This is a genomic window from Agrococcus terreus (assembly GCF_014645235.1).
GTDB classification, from domain to species: Bacteria; Actinomycetota; Actinomycetes; order Actinomycetales; family Microbacteriaceae; genus Agrococcus; species Agrococcus terreus.
Genome location: NZ_BMLM01000001.1, coordinates 1293153 through 1314140, shown reverse-complemented (window position 1 = coordinate 1314140; position 20988 = coordinate 1293153). Strand labels below are relative to the sequence as shown.

Annotated in this window: 20 protein-coding genes and 1 riboswitch; of the genes, 7 read left to right on the top strand and 13 right to left on the bottom strand. The window is 75.6% G+C overall.

All coding sequences use genetic code 11. The features are described from left to right. Positions 1-14 precede the first annotated feature (14 nt). Genes IEW90_RS06360 through IEW90_RS06350 form a run of 3 tightly spaced genes read right to left on the bottom strand, consistent with a single transcriptional unit; the run spans position 15 to position 2919 of the window. The gene (locus IEW90_RS06360; RefSeq protein ID WP_188717174.1) at positions 15-821 is read right to left on the bottom strand and encodes an energy-coupling factor transporter transmembrane component T family protein; all 807 of its coding nucleotides are present in this window, start codon (positions 819-821) and stop codon (positions 15-17) included. After that, positions 818-2302 (bottom strand): ABC transporter ATP-binding protein, encoded by a 1485-nt coding sequence (locus IEW90_RS06355; RefSeq protein WP_229679518.1) that lies wholly within the window; start codon positions 2300-2302, stop codon positions 818-820. The genes IEW90_RS06360 and IEW90_RS06355 overlap by 4 nt, the downstream gene beginning before the upstream one ends. Then, positions 2299-2919, bottom strand: a complete 621-nt coding sequence (locus tag IEW90_RS06350) for an ECF transporter S component (RefSeq protein ID WP_188717172.1) — start codon at positions 2917-2919, stop codon at positions 2299-2301. Before IEW90_RS06350 ends, IEW90_RS06355 begins: the two co-directional genes overlap by 4 nt. Positions 2920-2945: 26 nt before the next feature. Next, positions 2946-3055, bottom strand: a riboswitch (TPP riboswitch). 73 nt (positions 3056-3128) lie between these two features. Between IEW90_RS06350 and IEW90_RS06345 the strand changes: the two genes are divergently transcribed. Genes IEW90_RS06345 through IEW90_RS06335 form a run of 3 tightly spaced genes read left to right on the top strand, consistent with a single transcriptional unit; the run spans position 3129 to position 6128 of the window. Further along, on the top strand, positions 3129-3899 hold the full coding sequence (locus IEW90_RS06345) for an SGNH/GDSL hydrolase family protein (RefSeq protein ID WP_188717169.1): 771 nt from the start codon (positions 3129-3131) through the stop codon (positions 3897-3899). A 50-nt stretch (positions 3900-3949) separates the two neighbouring features. Further along, positions 3950-4591, top strand: a complete 642-nt coding sequence (locus tag IEW90_RS06340) for an alpha/beta fold hydrolase (protein WP_188717167.1) — start codon at positions 3950-3952, stop codon at positions 4589-4591. Positions 4592-4646: 55 nt separating this feature from the next. After that, the gene (locus IEW90_RS06335; RefSeq protein WP_188717164.1) at positions 4647-6128 is read left to right on the top strand and encodes an HNH endonuclease signature motif containing protein; all 1482 of its coding nucleotides are present in this window, start codon (positions 4647-4649) and stop codon (positions 6126-6128) included. 266 nt (positions 6129-6394) lie between these two features. On the opposite strand, the gene IEW90_RS06330 is transcribed toward IEW90_RS06335, so the two are convergent. Then, entirely contained in the window at positions 6395-7237 is an 843-nt protein-coding gene (locus IEW90_RS06330) for a DUF3097 family protein (RefSeq protein WP_188718047.1), read from the bottom strand. 80 nt (positions 7238-7317) lie between these two features. Here IEW90_RS06330 and IEW90_RS06325 point away from each other — a divergent pair, with 80 nt between their 5' ends. After that, a complete protein-coding gene (locus tag IEW90_RS06325; protein ID WP_188717162.1) occupies positions 7318-8226 on the top strand; it encodes an LLM class F420-dependent oxidoreductase in 909 nt (302 codons plus the stop codon). Positions 8227-8347: 121 nt separating this feature from the next. Here IEW90_RS06325 and IEW90_RS06320 read toward each other — a convergent pair whose 3' ends face one another. From IEW90_RS06320 to IEW90_RS06300, 5 genes are all read right to left on the bottom strand, one after another. Beyond that, on the bottom strand, positions 8348-8620 hold the full coding sequence (locus IEW90_RS06320; RefSeq protein WP_188717160.1) for a GlsB/YeaQ/YmgE family stress response membrane protein: 273 nt from the start codon (positions 8618-8620) through the stop codon (positions 8348-8350). 199 nt (positions 8621-8819) lie between these two features. Further along, positions 8820-10334: an Asp-tRNA(Asn)/Glu-tRNA(Gln) amidotransferase subunit GatB gene (gatB, locus tag IEW90_RS06315; protein ID WP_229679517.1), complete on the bottom strand. Its 1515-nt coding sequence runs from the start codon at positions 10332-10334 to the stop codon at positions 8820-8822. Continuing rightward, positions 10331-11842, bottom strand: a complete 1512-nt coding sequence (gatA, locus tag IEW90_RS06310; RefSeq protein ID WP_188717156.1) for an Asp-tRNA(Asn)/Glu-tRNA(Gln) amidotransferase subunit GatA — start codon at positions 11840-11842, stop codon at positions 10331-10333. The genes gatB and gatA overlap by 4 nt, the downstream gene beginning before the upstream one ends. Beyond that, entirely contained in the window at positions 11839-12138 is a 300-nt protein-coding gene (gatC, locus tag IEW90_RS06305) for an Asp-tRNA(Asn)/Glu-tRNA(Gln) amidotransferase subunit GatC (protein ID WP_188717154.1), read from the bottom strand. The genes gatA and gatC overlap by 4 nt, the downstream gene beginning before the upstream one ends. Positions 12139-12296: 158 nt before the next feature. Beyond that, positions 12297-13283 (bottom strand): YdcF family protein, encoded by a 987-nt coding sequence (locus tag IEW90_RS06300; protein ID WP_188717152.1) that lies wholly within the window; start codon positions 13281-13283, stop codon positions 12297-12299. Positions 13284-13395: 112 nt separating this feature from the next. Between IEW90_RS06300 and IEW90_RS06295 the strand changes: the two genes are divergently transcribed. The 3 genes from IEW90_RS06295 to IEW90_RS06285 all read left to right on the top strand — a co-directional run bounded on the left by IEW90_RS06295 (position 13396) and on the right by IEW90_RS06285 (position 15828). Continuing rightward, the gene (locus IEW90_RS06295; RefSeq protein ID WP_188717150.1) at positions 13396-14463 is read left to right on the top strand and encodes an Rv2578c family radical SAM protein; all 1068 of its coding nucleotides are present in this window, start codon (positions 13396-13398) and stop codon (positions 14461-14463) included. Between the two features lie 61 nt (positions 14464-14524). Beyond that, the gene (locus IEW90_RS06290) at positions 14525-15046 is read left to right on the top strand and encodes a PadR family transcriptional regulator (protein ID WP_188717148.1); all 522 of its coding nucleotides are present in this window, start codon (positions 14525-14527) and stop codon (positions 15044-15046) included. Beyond that, a complete protein-coding gene (locus IEW90_RS06285; protein ID WP_188717146.1) occupies positions 15043-15828 on the top strand; it encodes an alpha/beta fold hydrolase in 786 nt (261 codons plus the stop codon). Before IEW90_RS06290 ends, IEW90_RS06285 begins: the two co-directional genes overlap by 4 nt. 24 nt (positions 15829-15852) lie before the next feature. On the opposite strand, the gene IEW90_RS06280 is transcribed toward IEW90_RS06285, so the two are convergent. The 4 genes from IEW90_RS06280 to ligA are packed head-to-tail and all read right to left on the bottom strand — an operon-like array spanning position 15853 to position 20787. Further along, positions 15853-16791 carry a phosphotransferase enzyme family protein gene (locus tag IEW90_RS06280; protein ID WP_188717144.1) on the bottom strand — a complete coding sequence of 313 codons (939 nt, stop codon included), beginning with the start codon at positions 16789-16791 and terminating at the stop codon, positions 15853-15855. 47 nt (positions 16792-16838) lie between these two features. After that, positions 16839-17978 (bottom strand): AAA family ATPase, encoded by a 1140-nt coding sequence (locus IEW90_RS06275; RefSeq protein WP_188717142.1) that lies wholly within the window; start codon positions 17976-17978, stop codon positions 16839-16841. Then, positions 17975-18481 (bottom strand): mycothiol transferase, encoded by a 507-nt coding sequence (locus tag IEW90_RS06270; RefSeq protein ID WP_188717140.1) that lies wholly within the window; start codon positions 18479-18481, stop codon positions 17975-17977. Before IEW90_RS06270 ends, IEW90_RS06275 begins: the two co-directional genes overlap by 4 nt. After that, positions 18481-20787, bottom strand: coding sequence for an NAD-dependent DNA ligase LigA (ligA, locus tag IEW90_RS06265; protein ID WP_188717138.1), 2307 nt, complete (start codon positions 20785-20787; stop codon positions 18481-18483). Before ligA ends, IEW90_RS06270 begins: the two co-directional genes overlap by 1 nt. Positions 20788-20988 lie beyond the last annotated feature (201 nt).

Below are 20988 nucleotides of genomic sequence, written 5' to 3'. Positions count from 1 at the left end.
CCTCGTCCCGTCGGTCACAGGTGGGCCGCCCACGGTGGTCGGAACGATCCTGCCGCCACCGAGGCCCCGATGGCGAGCGCCGCGACGGCGAGCGCGAGGAGGACGAGCACGAGATCGGCGCGCGAGAGCGTGGAGGGCCGGGCCCAGGTGCGCTCGGCGCGGCCTTCCTGCGGCCCGCCGAAGCCGCGGGCCTCCATGGCGGTGGCGAGGGTGCCGCCGCGGCGGAGCGCCACGACGAGCAGCGCGAACGCGGCCTGCAGGAGGCGGCGGATGCGCCCGGTGTCGCCGAGGCCGCGGGCGCGGCGCGCGAGCGCGATCTGCCGCCAGTCCTCCTCGAGCACGCCGAAGAGGCGCACGCCGGCGAGCGCGGCGAGCACGAATCGGTGCGGGAGGTGCGCGACCTGCGCGAGGCCGTCGGCGAGCCGCGTGGGGTCGACGCCGACGATGCCGACGAGCGTCGGCACGCCGATGGCGAGCACGCGCAGCAGGATCGCCGAGGCGAGCTCGATGGAGCCGTCGCTGATGGTCGCGAGCCACACCTGCGCGTGGACGCGGCCGGACGGCTCGGCGTACAGGAGCATGCTCACCGCCGAGAGCGGCGCGGCGAGGAGCAGCGGCCAGGAGCGGCGGAGGATCGTGCGCGGGCCGATGCCGGCGGCGGCGAAGACCACGAGCCACGCGGCGAGCGCGACGGCGGCGCTCACGACGTCGACGGTGAGCAGCATCGGGATGGAGTAGAGCACCGCGGCCGCGAACGGCGTGACGGGATTGACGCGCTCGAGCGGCGGGGTGCGCTGCGCGGCGCGCGCGACGGCGGTCACGCGGCGGCTCCCCGCGCGGTCCCGCTTCCTTCGAGGCCGTCCGCAGCGTCGAGGCGGAGGATCCGGTCGCCGAGGATGCGCACGACGTCGGCGTCGTGCGTGACGGCCACGACGGCGCAGCCGCGCTCGTCGACGAGCTCGGCGATGAGGCGCACGAGCTCGGCCCAGGTGCGGCGGTCCTGGCCGAAGGTGGGCTCGTCGAGCACGACGAGGCGCGGCGCGGGCGCGAGCACCGTGGCGACGGAGAGCCGCCGCTGCTCGCCGCCCGAGAGGGTGAACGGGTTCGCGTCGGCGAGCGCGTCGAGGCGCAGCGCCGCGAGCAGGCCGTCGACGGTCGCGGCGACCTCGGCCTCGGGGCGGCGGAGGGCGCGGAGGCCCGCGGCCACCTCGTCGCGCACGCGCGGCGCCACGAACTGGTGCTCGGGCTGCTGGAAGACGGTGCCGATGCGGGTGGCGAGCTGCTTGGGGCGCCAGCGGACGGGCGCGGGCTCGGCGAGGTTCCCGCCGCGCAGCGCCTCGGTGGCCGCGAGCGAGCCGTCGACGGGCGGCAGGAGGCCGGCGAGCGTGAGGGCGAGGGTCGACTTGCCGGCGCCGTTCGGGCCGGTCACGGCCAGCGCCTCCCCCGCCGCGACCTCGAGCGAGACGGGCGCGTGCACGGCGACGCGGCGGCCGGATCGGAGCCCGTCGGCGACGAGCAGCGCGGGGCCGGGCCGGCGCTCGGGCCGGGGCACGTCGATCGGGATGCCGGGCACCCACACGCCCTGCGCGGCGAGCGCCGCCCCGTGGGCGCCGAGCACCGCGTCGGGCGTGCCGTCGGCGATCGCGCCGCCGCCGGGCGCGAGCACGACGACGCGGTCGACCACCGGCAGCCAGGTGTCGACGCGGTGCTCGACGACGACGAGCGTCGCGCCCGTCTCGGCGGCGACGCGCGCGACCGCATCCCGCACCTCCACGACGCCCTCGGGGTCGAGGTTGGCGGTCGGCTCGTCGAGCAGGATGAGCCCTGGCCGCATCGCCAGCACGCCCGCGAGGGCGAGGCGCTGGCGCTGGCCGCCCGACAGCGCGGCGGTCGAGCGGTCGAGCGCGACGTCGAGGCCGACGGCGTCGAGCGCATCGGCGACGCGGCGCCAGATCTCGTCGCGCGGCACCGCGAGGTTCTCGCAGCCGAAGGCCACGTCGTCGCCGACGCGCGACAGGATCGTGTTCGCCTGCGGGTCCTGCAGCACGAGGCCCGCCGTGCCGCGCAGCGTCGACGGATGCGCGCCGTCGACGGCGAGCTCGCCCGTCTCGTCGCCCTCCTCGTCGCCGCCGAGCACGCCGGCGAGCGCCGAGAGGAGCGTCGACTTGCCCGCGCCCGAGGGGCCGAGCAGCAGCAGCCGCTCGCCGGGCTCGACGTCGAGGTCGAGCCCGGCGACGGCGGCGGCGTCGCGCCCCGCGTGCTGCCAGCCCCATCCGCGGGCGCGGATGCGGGAGCCGGTCACCTGCGGCGCGCGCGGCCCGAGGCGAAGCGGTCGAGCACGCCGGTCGCGGCGAGCGCGCGCGTGAGCAGCCAGCCGACGAGGCCGGCGAGGATCGCGCCCGACACGACGACGCTGCCCAGGTAGATGGCCAGGAACTCCGCCCCCTTCGCGAGGTTCGCCGAGAGGAACAGCTCGAGCGTCCAGGCCGCGACGGCCGCGCCGACACCCGCGAGCATCGCCGTGGGGAGGCCGAACCGGCGGTACGCCATGGCGGCGAACACGAGCTCGGCGCCGAGGCCCTGCGCGATGCCGGAGTAGACGGTCTCGATCGACCACTGGCTGCCCAGCAGCATCGAGACGGTCGCGGCGAGCAGCTCGACGAAGAGCGCCGCGCCGGGCTTGCGGATGATGAGGCCGCCGAGCACGCCGCCGATGAGCCAGATGCCCACGGCGAGGCCGCCGAAGCCGGGCGTGAGGGCCTGGAGGCCCTCGAACCAGGCGTAGCCGATGCCGTTCCAGACGACGAACAGGAGGCCCGTCGCGACGCCGAGGACCGCGGCGACGACGATGTCGACGACGCGCCAGCGGCTCGTGCGGGAGCGGGCGGCCGTGGTGGCCGCGGGTGCGGTGGTGGTCATGCTGTGCCTTCCTCGTTGCGAGACGGCACGGGTGATGAGTGTCCTCCCTGCGCCGGCATGATCCGGATCAGGTTCGACGGTCGGAGGCTTCGGCCTCCCTCTCAGCCCGGCGCACCGGACTCCCGTGTCGCCTCCATCGTAGCCGCGCCCGCATCCGCCGGCGTCGCCCGGCTCGGCGTGGTCATGGACGGCCGTCATAGGCTGGCGCGGTGCAGGAGATCCGATCGTTCGTGGCCATCGGCGACAGCTTCACGGAGGGCGTCGGCGACGAGCTGCCCGACGGCACGGTGCGCGGCTGGGCCGACTTCGTCGCGGCCGGGCTCGCGACGGCGCAGGGGCGGCCGGTCGGGTACGCGAACCTCGCGATCCGCGGCCGCAAGCTCGCGGGCATCCTCTCGGAGCAGCTCGACGCCGCGATCGCGCTGCAGCCCGATGCGATCAGCCTGAACGGCGGCGGCAACGACATCCTGCGTCCGCGCGTCTCGATCGAGGGCGTCGGCGCCGCGCTCGCCGCCGCTGCGCATCGCATCGCCGCCGCCGGCATCCGTCCCATCCTGCTCTCGGGCGGCAACCCGAGCGAGGTCATGCCGATCGGCGCGGTGTTCCAGCGCCGCGGCGACGCGCTCGCGCGCGCCGTGGAGTCGCGCATCGCCGACCTCGACGCGCCGTACATCGACAACTGGTCGGATCCGGAGCTGCGCAGCCCCCGCTTCTGGTCGCAGGACCGCCTGCACCTCAACGCGGCAGGGCACGCCCACGCCGCGACGAACGTGCTGCGGGCGCTCGGCGCCGACTCGCCGCCGCAGTGGCGCGACCTCACCGCGGTGTCGACGGCGGAGGGGCGGCGGACGGCCGGGTACTACCGGGAGTTCGTGCTGCCCTGGATCGGGCGGCGCCTGACGGGGCGGTCGTCGGGCGACGGGCGGGCGGCGAAGCTGCCGGCGCTCGTCGAGGTGCAGCCGCTCGAGCGGCTCGGGTGAGGTGATGCTCGGCGTGCGTCGTTGTCGCTGGTCTTCGGACGGCGGCTGAGGTGGCGCTCGTCCTCGTGCACGGCGCGGGGCGCTCCGGCGCCGCCGCGTGGCCCGCGGCGCTGCTCGACGGGACCGTCGCGCTCGACCTCGCGGACCTGCCGACGGCGCTCGAGCGGGCGGAGGCTGTGGCCGTCGCCGTCGGGCCCGGCGACGTGGTCGTCGCGCACTCGCTCGGGGGCGTCGCGGCCGTGCTCGCGCTGCCGATGCTCGCGTCGCCGCCCGCCGCGCTCGTGCTCTGCGAGCCGGCGCTGTTCGACCTCGCGCGAGGCGCCGCCGCCGTCGAGGCGCACGTCGCGGCGATGGATGCGGCGCACGGCGCGCTGCCCTCGCTCCAGGCGTTCTGGGCCCGAGCGCGGCCGGCACTGCTCGGCGGGCCGTTCGACGAGGATCGCTGGGAGGACGAGCGGGCGCTCGCGTCGCTGCTCACGCGCACCGAACGGCCGTGGGGCCACGGGATCGATGCGGGCATGCTGCGCGGTGTGCCGACGACCGTCGTGACCGGCGGCTGGAACGCGGAGTACGAGGCGATCGCGGCCGCGCTCGTGCGGGCCGGGGCTCGGCACGAGGTGCTCGAAGGGTCCGGCCATCGGCCGCAGGACGACGCGAGGTTCCTCGCGATCCTGGCCGCTGCCGCGGAGTGATGGCGGCGCGCGTCGGCGCCGTCCCGATGTCAGTGGCCGGTACTTCCATGGGTGCATGACGACGGAGCCGGGCATCGACGCGAGGGAGCTCATCGAGCTCCTGCGCAGCGGTGCGGTGCTCGATCCGGCAGGTGCGTCCGCCGAGGAGCTCGAATCGTCGCTCGACGCTGCCGATGCCGAGTGGCTCGAGCGGCTCCTCTCCCTCGACGATGCGGAGGTCGAGGCGCTCGCCGCGGCGGGCGCGAACCTCCCGGCGGCGCCTGCGCGACCGTCCTCCGCGCTCGACGACGACCTCGCCTTCGCCGCGCGGCTGCGCGCGCTCGAGGCGCAGTCCGCCCGCATCGCGGGCGAGCGTCGAGCGCTGCTGGCGCAGCAGCTGCGGCGCGCGATCGACGCGGGCGGCGACACCGCGATGCGCGTGCGGGAGCTCGCGACCATCGCGGGCGCCGAGCTGCGCGTCTCCGACGTCACGATGGAGCGCGCGATGACCGAGGCGGTGGCCATCGTCGAGGAGCTGCCGCTCGCGCACGCCGCGGCGTGCGAGGGCCGGCTGTCGGCCTCGCACCTGCGGGTGCTGGACGCGGAGACGCTGCCGCTTCGGCTCGATGCCGCGGTGGCGCCGGAGGTGCGGGCGCGGGTGGAGGCGGAGCTGGTCGTGATCGCCGAGACGACGACGCCGGCCAGGCTGCGGCGCCGGGCGCGGCGGATCGTGGATGCGGCGCTGTCGGCGCCGCTGCAGCAGCGGTACGACGCCGCCCGCGAGGAGCGGCACGTGCGCCTGCACGAGCTGCCCGACGGGATGTGCGAGATCGCCGCCCGCATGCCCGCGCTGCTCGGTGCCGCGATCCTCGACCGCCTCACCCAGGCCGCCCGCGCCCTGCCGGCTGACGATCACCGCACGATCGACCAGCGGCGCGCCGACGCGCTGGCGGAGCTGCTGCTGTGCGGGCAGGCGCCCGACGACGCCCACGCCGCCTCCGCGATCACGCCCGTCGTCACCGTCACCATCCCCGCGACCGCGCTGCTGGCCGACGACGGCGCGGCCGACCCGGACCCGGCGTCGCTCGACGGGCGGACGCTCGTCGACGCCGCCACCGCACGCGCGCTCGCGGCCGGCGCGTCCGGCTGGGAGCGGCTCTTCCTCTCCCCCGTCACCGGCCGCGCGCTCGCCGTCGACCGCTACCGGCCCTCCGCGGCGCAGCGCCGCTGGCTGCGCGCCCGCGACGGCCGCTGCCGCTTCCCCGGCTGCGGCGCCCCCGCCCACCGGGCCGACGCCGACCACACGCGCGACCACGCGCACGGCGGCCCCACCGCCGACGGCAACCTCGCCCACCTCTGCAGGCGTCACCACTCGATCAAGCACGCCACCCGCTGGCGCGTCCGCCAGCTCCCCGGCGGCGTCCTCGAATGGACCAGTCCCACCGGCACCATCCTCACCGACGAGCCCGAACCCCCGCCCAGGGCACGCATCCCCAGCTTCCACGACCGGGAGCCAGCCATGGCGGGCGCGCCGCCCGGCGGCCCGCACCCCTTCTGACGCCTGCGCTCGACCTGGCACCCGCGCGCCCGGCTGACCCTTCTCACGGGCCCAGGATCGCGCCGCCACAGGCGGCACGCGTCATGAGACCCGCTGCCCGCCCCTCCGCTGGTCGAGGAGCGTGACGCCGCAGGCGGCACGCGTCTCGAGACCACACACGCGCCACGGGTGGTCTCGAGACGGCAGCGCCCTCCGGGCGCGGCCTCCTCGACCAGCGAGGCGGGGTGCGCCTCCTCGACCAGCGGAGTGGAGCGGGGTCCCCCTCCTCAGTGCCGCGAGGTGGTCACGAAGTCGATGAGCTCCTCGACGCGCGCGAGCAGGGCCGGCTCGAGGTCGTTCCAGTCGCGCACCCGCGAGCGGATGCGCTGCCAGGCCCGCGCCACAGACTCCTGGTCGCCGTGCGGCATCCCCAGGCGCCGCAGCGTCCCCTGCTTCCAATCCTCGCCGCGCGGCACGTCGGGCCAGCCCGCGATGCCGAGCCGCGACGGCTTCACCGCCTGCCAGATGTCGATGTACGGGTGCCCGACGACGCGCACGTGCGCGCCGTGCGGCCCGCGCTGCACGGCCTCCGCGATCCGCGATTCCTTCGAGCCGGGCACGAGGTGGTCGACGAGCACGCCGAGGCGCCGCTCGGCGGTCGGCGCGAACTCCGCGACGACGCCCGCGAGGTCGTCGACGCCGTGCAGCGGCTCCACGACGACGCCCTCGACCCGCAGGTCGTGGCCCCAGACCTGCTCCACGAGCTCCGCGTCGTGCGTGCCCTCGACGAGGATGCGGCTCGGCAGCGCCACGCGCGCCCGGTGGTCGGCGACAGCGCGAGACCCCGACGCGGTGCGGGTTGCCGCCGCCGCCCGCGCGGCCGGCACGACCAGCTCGACCTCCACCCCGTCGACGAGGAAGCCGCGCCCGAGCGGGAACAGCCGCGCGCGGCCACGACGGTCCTCGAGCCGCACGTGCCCGGCCTCGATGCCGAGGACGGCGCCGACCCACCCGTCGTGGCGCTCCACGACGAGGTCGCGCACCGCCTCGACCCGCTCAGGCGCCGGCGCCTGCCGCGCCGCCTTCGCCTCCGCCGAGAGGACGTCGCCGCCCCACGAGCCCCAGTCCATGCCCCTGCCGTTCGCCACCGCACGAGCCTAGGCGCGGGCGGCGGCCCGGGCGCCGAGGCACGCTGTGCTTGGCTGGCGGCATGGACTTCCGCATCTTCACCGAGCCGCAGCAGGGCGCCTCGTACGACGACCTCCTCGCCATCGCGCAGCGCACCGAGCAGCGCGGCTTCGATGGCTTCTTCCGCTCCGACCACTACCTGCGCATGGGCGACGGCGACCCCGGCTACGGCCCCACGGATGCGTGGACGAGCCTCGCGGGGCTCGCGCGCGAGACGGAGCGGATCCGCCTCGGCACGCTCGTCTCGTCGGTCACGTACCGCGCGCCCGGCATCCTCGCCGTGCAGGCCGCGAACGTCGACCAGATGTCGGGCGGCCGCGCCGAGCTCGGCCTCGGCACCGGCTGGTTCGAGCAGGAGCACCGCGCCTACGGGATCCCGTTCCCCGACCGCCGCTTCGACCTGCTCGAGGAGCAGCTCGCCATCGTGACCGGCATGTGGGAGACGCCCGCCGGCGCGCGATTCACGTTCGAGGGCGAGCACTACGAGCTCGTCGACTCCCCCGCCCTCCCGAAGCCGGTGCAGGACCGCCTGCCGGTGATCGTCGGCGGCCTGGGCGAGCGCCGCACGCCGCGGCTCGCCGCCGAGTTCGCCGACGAGCACAACCTGCCCTTCCCGGCGTTCGACCGCATCCGGCCGCTGTTCGCCGCCCTGGACGCGGCGATCGAGCGCGCCGAGCGCACGCGTCCCGTCGTGCGATCCGTCGCGCTCGTCGCCTGCCTCGGCGCCGACGAGGCGACGTTCCGCCGCCGCGCCGCGGCGATCGGCCGCGAGCCCGAGGAGCTGCGCGAGCACGGCCTCGCCGGCAGCCCCGCGGAGCTCGAGGACCGCCTCGGCGCCCTGGCCGAGGACGGCGTGGAGCGCGTCTACCTCCAGGTGCTCGACCTGCGCGACCTCGACCACGTCGACGAGCTCGCCGAGGTCGTGCTGTAGCCGGACACGGGGCCACGGGCAGCCCGAAGGGCCCCCGCTGACGAAGAGGGGGCGGCCCGAAGGCCGCCCGCGGACGAAGAAGGGGGCGGCCCGAAGGCCGCCCCCTTGCTGCGTCGTCCGACTACGCGCGCGCGTTGCCGCGGTTGCGCGTGACGAGGCCCCAGATCAGGAGCACGACGATGGAGCCGCCGATGGCGAGCAGCCACGTCTGCAGCGACCAGAAGTCCTCGAGCGGTGCGTTGAAGAGCACGGAGCCGAGGAAGCCACCGAGGAGGGCGCCCACGACGCCGAGGATCAGCGTGACGATCCAGCCGCCGCCCTGACGGCCCGGGAGGATGAGCTTCGCGATGGCGCCGGCGATGAGGCCGAGCACGATCCAGCCGATGATTCCCATGGTGTTGCGTCCTTTCACAGAAGGACCGCGGTGCAAGGGGTGCAGGCCCCGCGGTAGAGCGATCGTGTCGCTCCACCCGCAATGGTCGTCCCCCGGTCTGGACGCCGTCTGTGCACTCGCTAGGTGCGCGCTGACCGGGTTCGCCGAACCGTGCGGTAGGGGGTGGCGCGTCGCTGCCCCCTACCGGTATGCGGTTCCGCTACGCCTGCGACGCGCGCTCGAGCACGATCTCGCGCACCCGCGCCGCGTCGGCCTGGCCGCGCATCGCCTTCATGACGGCGCCGATCACGGCGCCGGCGGCCTGCACCTTGCCGTCGCGGATCTTCTGCAGCACGTCGGGCTGCGCCGCGAGGGCCTCGTCGACGGCCGCGACGAGGGCGGACTCGTCCGAGACGACCTGCAGACCACGGGCGGCCACGACCTCCGTCGGGCTGCCCTCGCCGGCGATGACGCCCTCGAGCGCCTGGCGCGCCAGCCGGTCGGTGAGGGCGCCGCCGTCGACGAGGCGCTGCAGCTCGGCCACGTGCTCGGGCGAGACGAGGCTCGACGCCTCGACGCCGCGATCGTTCGCGAGGCGGGCGATCTCGCCCGTCCACCACTTGCGCGCCGAGCCGGGCGCGGCACCCGCCGCGACGGTCGCCTCGACCGTCGCGAGCAGGTCGGCGTTCACGACGTCCTGGAACTCCAGGTCGGTGAAGCCCCACTCGGCCTTCAGGCGGCGCTTGCGGGCCACCGGCTGCTCGGGCAGGGCCGCGCGCAGCTCCTCGACCAGCGCACGGTCCGGCTGCACGGGCAGCAGGTCGGGCTCGGGGAAGTAGCGGTAGTCGTCGGCGTCCGACTTCGGCCGCCCGGCGCTCGTGCGCCCGGTGTCCTCGTGCCAGTGGCGGGTCTCCTGCACGATCGTGCCGCCCGCGGCGAGGATCGCCGCCTGCCGCTGGATCTCGTAGCGGACCGCGCGCTCGACCGAGCGCATCGAGTTCACGTTCTTCGTCTCGGTGCGCGTGCCGAACCGCTCCTGGCCGCGCGGCCGGAGCGAGACGTTCGCGTCGCAGCGGAGGTTGCCGCGCTCCATGCGCGCCTCCGAGATGCCGAGCGAGAGCACGATGTCGCGGATCGCGGCGACGTACGCCTTCGCGAGCTCGGGCGCGTCGCGCTCGGCGCCCACGATCGGCTTCGTGACGATCTCGACGAGCGGCACGCCAGCGCGGTTGTAGTCGACGAGGGAGTACTCGGCGCCCTGGATGCGGCCGGTGGCGCCGCCGACGTGCGTGAGCTTGCCGGCGTCCTCCTCCATGTGCGCGCGCTCGATCGGGATCTGGAAGCGGCGGCCGTCGGCGAGCTCGATCTCGACCTCGCCCTCGAACGCGATGGGCTCGTCGTACTGCGAGATCTGGTAGTTCTTCGGCACGTCCGGGTAGTAGTAGTTCTTCCGGGCGAAGCGGCTCGACTCGGCGATCTCGCAGCCGAGCGCGAGCCCGAGCGAGATCGAGTACCGCACGGCCTCCTCGTTCACGACCGGGAGGCTGCCGGGCAGGCCGAGGCTCAGCGGGTCGATGAGCGTGTTCGGCGCCGCGTCGTGGTGGTCCGGGTGCGCGGGGTTCGGCGCGGCCGAGAACATCTTCGTGCGCGTGCCGAGCTCGACGTGCACCTCGAAGCCGAGCACGGGCTCGTAGCGCTCGAGGGCCTCGTCGAAGTCCATCAGGCGGTCCTTCATCGTGCGACCTCCGTCAGCTGGGGTGCCTGGTGGGCGAGGATGCCGCCCCACTGCTCGGCGAGCAGCGCCTCGATCGTCGCGCCCGCGCGGTAGAGCCGTGCGTCCTCGAACAGCGGCGCGAGCAGCTGGAGGCCGACGGGCAGGCCGTCGTCGCCGAGGCCCATCGGGAGGGCCATGCCGGGGATGCCCGCGAGGTTCGCGGGGATCGTCGTGATGTCGTTCGCGTACATCGCCAGCGGGTCGCCGACCTTCTCGCCGAAGCGGAAGGCGGTCGTGGGCGCCGCGGGGCTCACGAGCAGGTCGACCTGCGCGAACGCGGCGTCGAAGTCGCGCTGGATGAGCGTGCGCACCTGCTGCGCCGAGCCGTAGTAGGCGTCGTAGTAGCCGGCCGAGAGCGCGTAGGTGCCGAGGATGATGCGTCGCTTCACCTCGGCGCCGAAGCCCGCCTCGCGCGAGGCCGCCATGACGTCCTCGACGGTCTGGCCCGGCCGCTCGACGCGGAGGCCGAAGCGCACGGAGTCGAAGCGGGCGAGGTTGCTCGAGGCCTCGGCGGGGAGGATGAGGTAGTAGGCCGCGACGGCGTACTCGATGCTCGGCACCGAGACCTCGACGACCTCGCCGCCGGCGCCCTCGATGAGGCGCACGGCCTCCTGGAAGCGCGCGTGCACGTCGGGGGCGATGCCCTCGCTGTCGAGCTCGCGGATGACGCCGACCTTCAGGCCCTGCAGCGAGCCCGCCGCCGCGCCCTCGCGGGCGGCGGCCGCGAACGACGGCCACTCCCGCTGGAGCGACGTGGAGTCGTGCGGGTCGTGCCCGCCGATGACGTCGTGAATGAGCGCGGAGTCGAGCACGGTGCGGCTCACGGGGCCGACCTGGTCGAGGCTCGAGGCGAGCGCGATCGCGCCGTAGCGGCTCACGCCGCCGTACGTGGGCTTCACGCCCACCGAGCCGGTGACGGCAGCGGGCTGGCGGATCGAGCCGCCGGTGTCGCTGCCGAGCGCGAAGGGCGCCTCGAAGGCGGCCACGGCCGCGGCCGAGCCGCCGCCGGAGCCGCCCGGGATGCGCTCGCGGTCCCACGGGTTGCGGGTGGGGCCGTAGGCGGAGTGCTCGGTGGACGAGCCCATCGCGAACTCGTCCATGTTCGTCTTGCCGAGCGCGACGAGGCCCGCGGCCTTGAGGCGCGCGACGGGCGTCGCGTCGTACGGCGGCACCCAGCCCTCGAGGATGCGCGAGCCGGAGGTCGACGGCATCCCGATCGTGCAGAGGACGTCCTTGATCGCCACGGGCGCGCCCGCGAGCTCGTGGAGCTGCTCGCCTGCGGCGCGGCGCTCGTCGATGCGGCGCGCCTCGTCGAGGGCGCCGGCGTTGACGTGGAGGAAGGCGTGGATCTCGCCGTCGACCGCGGCGATGCGGTCGAGGTGGGCCTGCGTGGCCTCCACGGACGAGACCTCGCCCGAGGCGAGGAGGCCGGCGAGCTCGGCGCCGTCGATGCGCGTGAGGTCGGTCACTGCTCCTCCCCCAGGATCGCGGAGACGCGGAAGCGCTCGCCGTCGTGGCTGGGCGCGCCGGCGAAGGCCTGCTCGTGCGTGAGCGTGCCGCCCTCGACGTCGGCGCGGGTCACGTTCGCGAGCGGCACCGGGTGGCTCGTGGCGGGCACGTCGGGCCCGACGGCCTCGCTGACCTTGGCGATCGCGTCGACGATGGCGCCGAGCTCGGTCGTGAGGCTCGTCACCTCGTCGTCGGTGAGCGCGATGCGCGCGAGCCCAGCGAGGTGCTGGACCTGCTCGCGAGTGATCTCGGACATGCGTCTCCTCGTCGATGGCGGGGGTTCGCTCGATCCTACCGGCGCGGCAGCCGCCTCCCGGGCCGTCGGCGACCGCTCAGGACAGCGTCGCGCGGGCCCGCGCGCGGTCCGATGGACGACCCCCGATGGACGCCCGATGGAAGGCCCGGATGCGCGGCTCAGGTCGCGAGCAGCAGCCCGATCGCGAGCGCCCACGCGGCGAGCGCGCCCGCCGCGCACCACCACCGCAGGTCGGCGGCGATCGCGAGGGCCTCGCGCAGGGTCGCTCCGGGCCGGTACGACGGCCGCGTCCACGCCCCGACGACCGTGCCGTCGAGCCCCGCGTCCGCGAGCAGCCACGCGGTCCGGTAGGCGTGGTACTCGCTCGTGACCACGACGAGCGGAGCGCGGCCCGGCACCCCGACGAGCGGGCGCGAGAGCGCGAGGTTCTCGCGCGTGGAGCGCGACGCGTCCTCCAGGTCGATCGCCTCGGGCGGCACGCCGCAGCGCTCGGCGAGGTGCTCCGCCATGGCGGACGCCTCGGTGCGCACCTCGTCGGGGCCCTGGCCGCCCGAGACGACGAGCCGCGCATCCGGCCGCTCGGCCAGCGCCGCGCGCCACTCCTCGGCGCCGCGCTCGACGCGGCGCCGCAGCAGCGGCCCGACGTCGCGGCCGCGCAGGCCCGCGCCGAGCACGAGCACCGTGCCGGGCGCCGGATGCGTGCGGGCGCCGCGCGCGTGCACGACCATCGCGAGGGCGAGCGCCGCGGCGGCCAGGCCGGCGAGCCACAGCGGCGCGGCGGCGGCGAGCAGCGCGCGGCCGAGCGCCGGCTCGACCGCGCAGGCCGTGGCCACGACCGCGCCGAGCACGGCGACCCCTGCGCCGAGCGCCGCGATGAGGCGGTCGATGCCGCGAACCCGCACGAGCCTCGCGAGCATGAGCGCGTGCCACAGGCCCGCGCCGCAGAGCGTCCCGGCGCCGAGGAGCGCGGCGGCCGCGAGCAGCGCCCACGCGCCGTCGCCGGTTCCCGCGGGATCGCCCGAGCCGACGGACGGCCAGAGGCCGAGCACGAGCAGCAGCCGCGCGAGCAGCACCGCGGTGACGATCACGGCCAGGGAGGCCCACGCGACGGGCGCGAGCAGCCGCATCCGACGTCCGAACCCCACGGCGGCACTGTAGCCGGATGCGCGGCGGCTGCAGCCGGATGCGCCTCGGCAGCCGGACCCCGGCGCGCTGGAGGCGGTTGCGCGAGGTTCGAACGTGTGTTCGAATGGTCGCATGCGCTGGGAGGGTCAGACCGCGGAGCACGTGGACGCCGACGCGCTGCCCGGGCTCGAGGCCCGCGGGAGCGTGCTCGAGACCTGGCCGACGCCGGGGTTCGACGGCACCGCCTTCCTCGAGGTGACGGCGCGCAGCGCGCTCAACCGCGTGCCCGGCGGTGGCTTCATGGGCGGCGCGTGGACCATCAACCCCTACCGCGGCTGCCAGCACGCGTGCCGCTACTGCTTCGCCCGCCAGACGCACACCTACCTCGACCTCGACGCCGGCGCCGACTTCGACAGCCGCATCGTGGTGAAGGCGAACATCGTCGAGGTGCTCGAGCGCGAGCTCGCCGGCCCGCGCCGCGACGTCGACGGGGTGCAGCTGGGCACGAACACCGACCCGTACCAGCGCGCCGAGGGGCGCTACCGGCTGCTGCCGGGCATCCTCCGCGCGCTCGCCGCGCACGGGAGCTCCATCTCGATCCTCACGAAGGGCACGCTGCTGCGCCGCGACCTGCCGCTGCTGCGCTCGATCGCCCGCGACGTGCCCGTCTCGATCGCCATGTCGATCGCGATCTTCGACGACGCCCTGCAGCAGGCCGTCGAGCCCGGCACTCCGACGACGCGGGCTCGGCTCGACACCGTGCGCGCGGTGCGGGAGGCGGGGCTCGACTGCGCCGTGTTCGCGATGCCCGTGCTCCCCGGCCTCACCGACACGCGGGCGCACCTCGAGCACGCGTTCGCGGCGATCGCCGAGGCGGGCGCCACGAGCGCCATCGCGAGCTCGCTGCACCTGCGGCCCGGCGCGCGCGAGTGGTACCTGCAGTGGCTGCGCGCCGAGCACCCGGACCTGGTGCCGCTCTACGACCGCGTGTACCGCGACGAGCGCGGCCGCTTCGGCTCGTACGCGCACCCGGAGTACCGGCAGTGGCTGCGCGACCGCATCCGCCCGCTCCAGGTGCGGCACGGGCTCGCGCGCACCGTCGTGGCGCCGGGCACCGGCATCTCCGCCGTCGCGCCGGGGCGCGCGAGGCAGCTGCCGTCGACGGAGGAGGCGCGGCCGCCCGTGCCGACGCTCTTCTGAGCGCTCGTCGCGGAGCGCCACTGCTTGTGCAGTCTCATATGTGTGTGGTCGTATATCACTCGTGAGCCTCCGCCATGCGATCCTCGGGATCCTCCGCCTCCACCCCGCGACCGGCTACGACCTCAAGCGCGCGTTCGACACCTCGGTCGCGCACTTCTGGAGCGCCGACCAGTCGCAGATCTACCGCACCCTCGACCGTCTCGTCGCCGACGGCGCCGTGGAGGTCGAGGTGCAGCCGGGCGACGGCAGGCCCGACCGCCGGGTGCATGCGATCGCCGAGGCCGGCGAGGCCGAGCTGCGCGCGTGGCTCGCCGCGCCCGCCGAGCCGCACCGCCCGCGCGACCCGTTCCTCGCTCGACTGTTCTTCGCCGAGGCGCTCGGCGCCGACGGCGCCGCTGCGCTGCTGCGCGCGCGGCGCGAGGAGGCGCTGGCGTCGCTCGCGGCCCTCCGCGCGATCGAGGTGGGCGGCGACGACCTCGCCGCGGCGCTGCGGCGCGCGACCCTCGCGAACGGCGTCGTCCACGCCGAGGCGGAGCTCGCCTGGCTCGACGCGACGCTCGCCGACCTGGCGCCGGCGGCATGAGCACCGCGCGCGCGGCCGACGCGGTGGAGCACGGCACGCGCGAGGGCGAGACCGTCCTGCTCGTGCACGGCAACAGCGTCGCGGGCTGGAGCTGGGCGCCGCAGGTGGCGCTGCTCCCCCACCGCCACCTGCTCACCCCCGACCTCCCCGGGTTCGGCGGCCGGCACCGCGAGCCGTGGCCCGGCCTCGACGGCGCCACCGACGACCTCGCCGCCATCGTCGCCGAGCGTGCCGTCGGTGGGCGCGCTCACGTCGTCGGCCTCTCGCTCGGCGGCATGCTCGGCGTGCGGCTCGCCGCCCGGCATCCCGAGCTCGTCCGCTCGCTGCTCGTGAGCGGCGCGCCGCTCGTCGGCGTCGGGCGCGGCACCGCCGTCGCCGCGCGCTCGCAGGTGGGCCTGTGGGACCGGCGCTGGTACTGGCGGGCGCTCGCGACTGCGATGCGCCTCGACGCCGACGTGCGCGCGCGCTTCGTCGACGACGGCCTGCGGCTCGGCAGCCGCACCGGCGGCCGCGTGCTCGAGGACGTGCTCGCGCCGTCGCTGCCGTCGTCCCTGCCCTACCGCGGTCGCCTCGTCGCGGTCGCGGGCGAGCGCGAGCCGCGGGATGCGCGGCGCGCGTTCGAAGCGCTGCGGGCGATCGCGCCGCAGCTCGAGACGTGGATCGCGCCCGGCATGCACCACCAGTGGAGCGCCGAGGATCCGGAGCGCTTCAGCGCGATGGTCGAGGCGGTCGCCGATGGCGCGCCGTGGCCGCCGGACCAGCCGACGACGCCGGCCGACTGAGGGACGGGGGCCGCGGCCGCGCGCTCAGCCGAGCGGGAAGCGGGCGGCCTCGTCGAGCGTCAAGAGGTCCTCGAGGTAGCGGAGGTTGCCCTCCGGCTCGGCCTCGACGCCCTCGGTGAGGTGCCACGTGCCCCACTCGAGCTTCATGTACGTCAGGGCCTCGGGCCACAGCTCCCGCTCCTGCGGCGTGAGCGGCGACTCCGCGAGGTACGCGTCGCGCAGCGCCGCCCAGCCCTCGGCCCCGAGGGCGCTGCCGCCCGCCGCCTCGTGCTCGAGCGGCCACAGCAGCGCCGCGATCGCGAGGTCGAACAGGCGCGGCGCCATCGCGGCGTTCTCGAGGTCGACCATGAGCGCACCCGCGTCGTCGAGCAGCACGTTGGCCGCGCGGTGGTCGAGCGAGACGGGCAGCTCGGGGAGGTCCGCACCGCGCAGGCGCGCGAGCAGCGGCGCGAACCCGTCGAGCTGGTCCGCCCATCGCTCCCCGTCGGCGTCCGGCCAGTGCTCGGCGGCGGCGGCGCGGATCGCCTCGATGTCCTCGTCGATCGAGGCCCGCTCGTCGGAGCCCCACTCGAACGGTGCGAAGCCGTCGATCGCGAGTCCGCTCGAGGCGGCGTGCATCCGGCCGAGCAGGGTGCCGGCCGCCGCGAGGTCGTCGACGCCGCCGTCCCAGGTGCGACCGGCGAGCCGCGGGTAGGCGACCCAGGTGGTCGTCGTTCCCGCGTCCTCGACCGCGACCGCGGGCACGAGCGGCGCGACGGTGCGGACGCCGCGGGCGACGAGCGCGCGCTGCCACGACTCGAGCGGCTCGGGCGCGCCCCAGGTGCGCTTCACGACGGCCGCGACGGGCTCCGGACCGCCGTGCACCGTGGCGGGCCAGACGTCGCTCGACGCCGAGAGCGAGACCTCGTCGTCGATCGTGGCGGTGCCGCCGAAGGCGGCCTGGACGAGCGCGGCGGTGGGCATTCCTCGACGCTATCGACCGCGCCTCCGCGCCCCGTGCACGCCGCGGCTCAGCGCTTCGGCCAGTGCCACGAGGGCTGGTCGAGCGGCCCCTCGCGGCCGGCGACGAGCGTCTCGCCGCCCTGCTTGTCGAGCTCGACGCGCGCGCCGCCGAGCGCGTCGGCGAGCCGCTGCTGGTGGGTGACGACGACGACCTGCGTGTCCTCGGCGGCCCGCCGCACGAGGCCGGCGAGCGGCTCGACGAGGTCGGCGTGGAGGCTGCGCTCCGGCTCGTTGAGCACGACGAGGCTCGGCTTCTCGGCCGAGAGCATCGCCGCCACGAGCAGCAGGTACTGCAGCGTGCCGTCCGAGAGCTCGCTCACGGTGAGCGGCCGCAGCATCCCCGGCTGCTCGAGCGCGACCGACATGCGGCCGTCGACGGCGGGCAGCAGCAGCCGGGAGCCCGGGAACGCCTCGTCGATGGCGCGCGAGACCTCGTACCCCCATCCGGCCTCGATCGTCGTGCGGAGCACCGCGGCGAGGTTCGCGCCGTCGTCGTCGAGCCGCACGGAGCGCGTCGCGATCTGCGGCTGCCGTGCCGGCGCCGTGCGGTCGGTGCGCAGCGCGTCGTGGAACCGCCAGCCGCGCAGCATGCGCCGCGCGCCAGAGAGCTCGGCCGCCTCCTCGTGGCCCGCGAGCTCGTCGAGCACCGACGCCCACGGGTGCATGCCGCTGCCGAGCGTGCGCCAGCCCCCGTCGCCGCGCATCCGCACGAGGCCGCGCGTGCGCTCGACGAGCACGCCGGCCGGCCGTGGGTCGAGGCCGGCGAAGACGTGCTCCTGCTTGATCTCGGGATCGAGGTCGAACGCGCTCTGCTGCGCGACCGGCAGGCCGAGGTCGATCGCGTAGCCGAGCTCGTCGGTGGCGACGCCGAGCCGCAGCGAGACGGCCTTCGCCCGCACGGTGCCCTGCGCGACCTGCCCGCCGAGGATGCCGCGCTCGGGGCCCGCCCAGCGCACGGCGTCGAGGCCGCCGACCGCGGCGAGCGAGGCGATGATGCGACCCTCGCCGCAGTCGGCGAGCAGCCGCAGCGCCCGGTAGAGGCTCGACTTGCCCGAGCCGTTGGCGCCCGTGACGACCGTGAGCGGCTCGAGGTCGACCACGAGGTCGCGGATCGACCGGTAGCCCTCGATCGCGAGGCGGCGGATCACGCGCCCAGCAGCCCGCGGACGTAGGCGGCCTGACCGGCGTGCTGCACGTCGTCGTCGACGATGCTCACGAGCCTCGCGCCGAGGGTGACCGGCGGGTCCCAGCCCTCGTCGACGACCCGGTCGAGGTCGGCCGGCGCGAGCGTGCCGAGCCACGCCGCCGTCGCGGCGTGCACGGCGTCGAGGTAGTCGAGCAGCGCATCCGCCGACTCCGGGCGCACAGCGCGGACGTCCTCGGGGCCGTGGCCGTAGCCGGTGTCGTCGGGATCGGGCTCGCGGCCGAAGCACGCCGCCCAGTCGCCCTCGAGGTACACCTGCGTCGCGCCCGCGACCTCGGCGACCTGCGCGTCCTGCCCGCGGGCGAGGTGCCACACGAGCCAGCCGATGGGGTTGGCGCCCTCGGCTGGCGCCCACGCCAGCTGCTCGGGCGTCAGCCCCTCGGCGGCGCGGCGGGCGAGTTCGGGCACCCGCGCGTGGGCCTCGCGCAGCAGGCCGATCGCGTCCATCAGGCGTCCTCCCCCTCGCCGTCCGCGGCGCCCGGGAGCGCATCCGGGCCCTGCTCGACGAGGATGCGGAACTCCGCGGCGTCGAGGATGCGGATGCCGAGGTCCTCGGCCTTCGCGAGCTTCGAGCCGGCGCCGGGCCCCGCGGCGACGAAGTCGGTCTTCTTCGACACGCTCGAGGCGGCCTTGCCGCCCGCCGCGATGATCGCCTCCTGCGCGCCCTCGCGCGTGTAGCCCTCGAGCGTGCCGGTGGCGACGACCGTGAGCCCGACGAGCGGTCCGCCCGCGGCGACCGCCGCGCCGGGACCGGGGTGGCCGGGCGTCGCGAACCGCACGCCGGCCTCGCGCCAGCCCGCGACGATCTCGCGGTGCCAGTCGACCGCGAGCCACTCGACGAGCGCGTCGGCGATCGTCGGCCCGACGCCCTCGACCTCGGCGAGCTGCTCGGGCGTGGCCTCCTCGATCGCCTGCAGCGAGCCGAACCAGCCGGCGAGCGCGCGCGCCGCGACCGGCCCGACGTGGCGGATGTTCAGCGACACGAGCTGCCGCCACAGGTCCTTCTCCTTCGCCCGCTCGAGCTCGGCGAGCAGCGTCTGCGCCTGCTTCGACGGCTGCGGACCCGTCGCGCCGGCCTTCTTCTCGGCCGCCGTGGGGTTGCGCTGGAAGGGGCGCCGCCGCACGGGCTCGCCCGTCTCCTCGTCGACCTTCGGCTCGCCCGTCTCGCCGTCGCGCACGACGACCTCGATGGGCACGAGCTCGTCCATCGTGAGCGAGAACAGCCGCGCCTCGGTCACGAGCGGCGGCTCGGCCGGGTGCGAGGGCTGCGTGAGCGCGGCGGCCGTCACCTCGCCGAGCGCCTCGACGTCGAGCGCGCCGCGCGAGCCGATGTGCTCGACGCGGCCCCGCACCTGTGCGGGGCACGAGCGGGCGTTCGGGCAGCGGAGGTCGATGTCGCCCTCCTTCATCGGCCGCAGCTCGGTGCCGCACTCGGGGCACGCGGTCGGCATGACGAACTCGCGCTCACTGCCGTCGCGGAGGTCGGCGACCGGCCCGAGCACCTCGGGGATGACGTCGCCCGCCTTGCGGAGCACGACGGTGTCGCCGATGAGCACGCCCTTCGCGCGCACGACGTCCTGGTTGTGGAGGGTCGCCTGCCGCACGACGGATCCGGCGACCTGCACCGGCTCCATCATCGCGAAGGGCGTCGCGCGGCCGGTGCGGCCGACGCTGACGACGATGTCGAGCAGCCGCGTGTGCACCTCCTCGGGCGGGTACTTGTACGCGATCGCCCAGCGCGGCGCGCGCGACGTCTGGCCGAGCTCGGCGTGCAGGTCGAGCTCGTCGACCTTGACGACCACCCCGTCGAGCTCGTGGTCGAAGCCGTGCCGGTCGCCGCCCACGCGCTCGACGAACGAGACGACGCCGTCGACGTCGTCCTCGACGCTCGAGTGCGGGCTCGTCGGGAGGCCCCACGACGCGAGCAGCTCGTAGACCTCGCTCTGGGCCGCCACGGGCGGGTCGGGCCACGCGCCGATGCCGTGCACGTACATGCGCAGCGCCGCGACGCGCGCGTCGCCTGCCTCGCGCTCGAGGCCGCTCTTCTTCTCGAGCTGCTGGCGGAGGCCCCCGGAGGCGGCGTTGCGCGGGTTCGCGAACGTCGGGAAGCGCCGGGTGCCGCGATCGATCGCCCTGGCCTCGTCGAACCGCGCGCCGAGCCGGGCGCGATCCTCCTCGACCGAGCGCTCGCGCAGCGCCTCCTGCAGCGCGTTCAGCTCGTGGAACGCCCGCGTCGGGATGAAGGCCTCGCCGCGCACCTCCACGACCTCGGGATGCCCCTCGCCGGTCAGGCGCTCGGGGATGCCGGCGACCCGCAGCGCGTTGGGCGTCACGACCTCGCCGACGCGGCCGTCGCCGCGCGTCGCCGCGGAGGCGAGCACGCCCCGCTCGTAGCGCAGGTTGATCGCGAGGCCGTCGATCTTCAGCTCCGTCAACCACCGCACGCGGCGCCCGGAGGCGGCCTCGGCCTTGGCGCACCACTCGCGCAGCTCGTCGATCGAGAAGACGTTGTCGAGGCTGAGCATGCGGTCGAGGTGCTCGATCGTCGGCAGTCCAGTCGTCGCGGCCGCCGGGCCCACGGAAAGCGTTGGCGAATCCTGGCTTTGTAGTTCCGGGAATGCACGCTCCAAGTCCATCAAACTCTGCACCAGTGCGTCGTAGATCCGGTCAGACATGAGTTGCGCGTCTGCTTGGTAATAGGCGTTCCGTGCGGCCTCGATCTGGTTCCGCAACCACTCGACGTCTAGCTGCATTGCTTTGCGTACATTGGCAGACACCTCAACGGCGTGATCGGCTACCGAGTTCCTATGTAGTTCGAACGCCGCTCGAAGAGCCGCGGTCTGCGACTCGAGCGCAGAATCCATCGCCCGCCCTAGAGCCGCTCGCTCCAGCGTGCGGAGTGCCGCTTGCCAAACCTGCGGCTTGGCGTCGACGGCCGCGTCGACTGCGTCTCT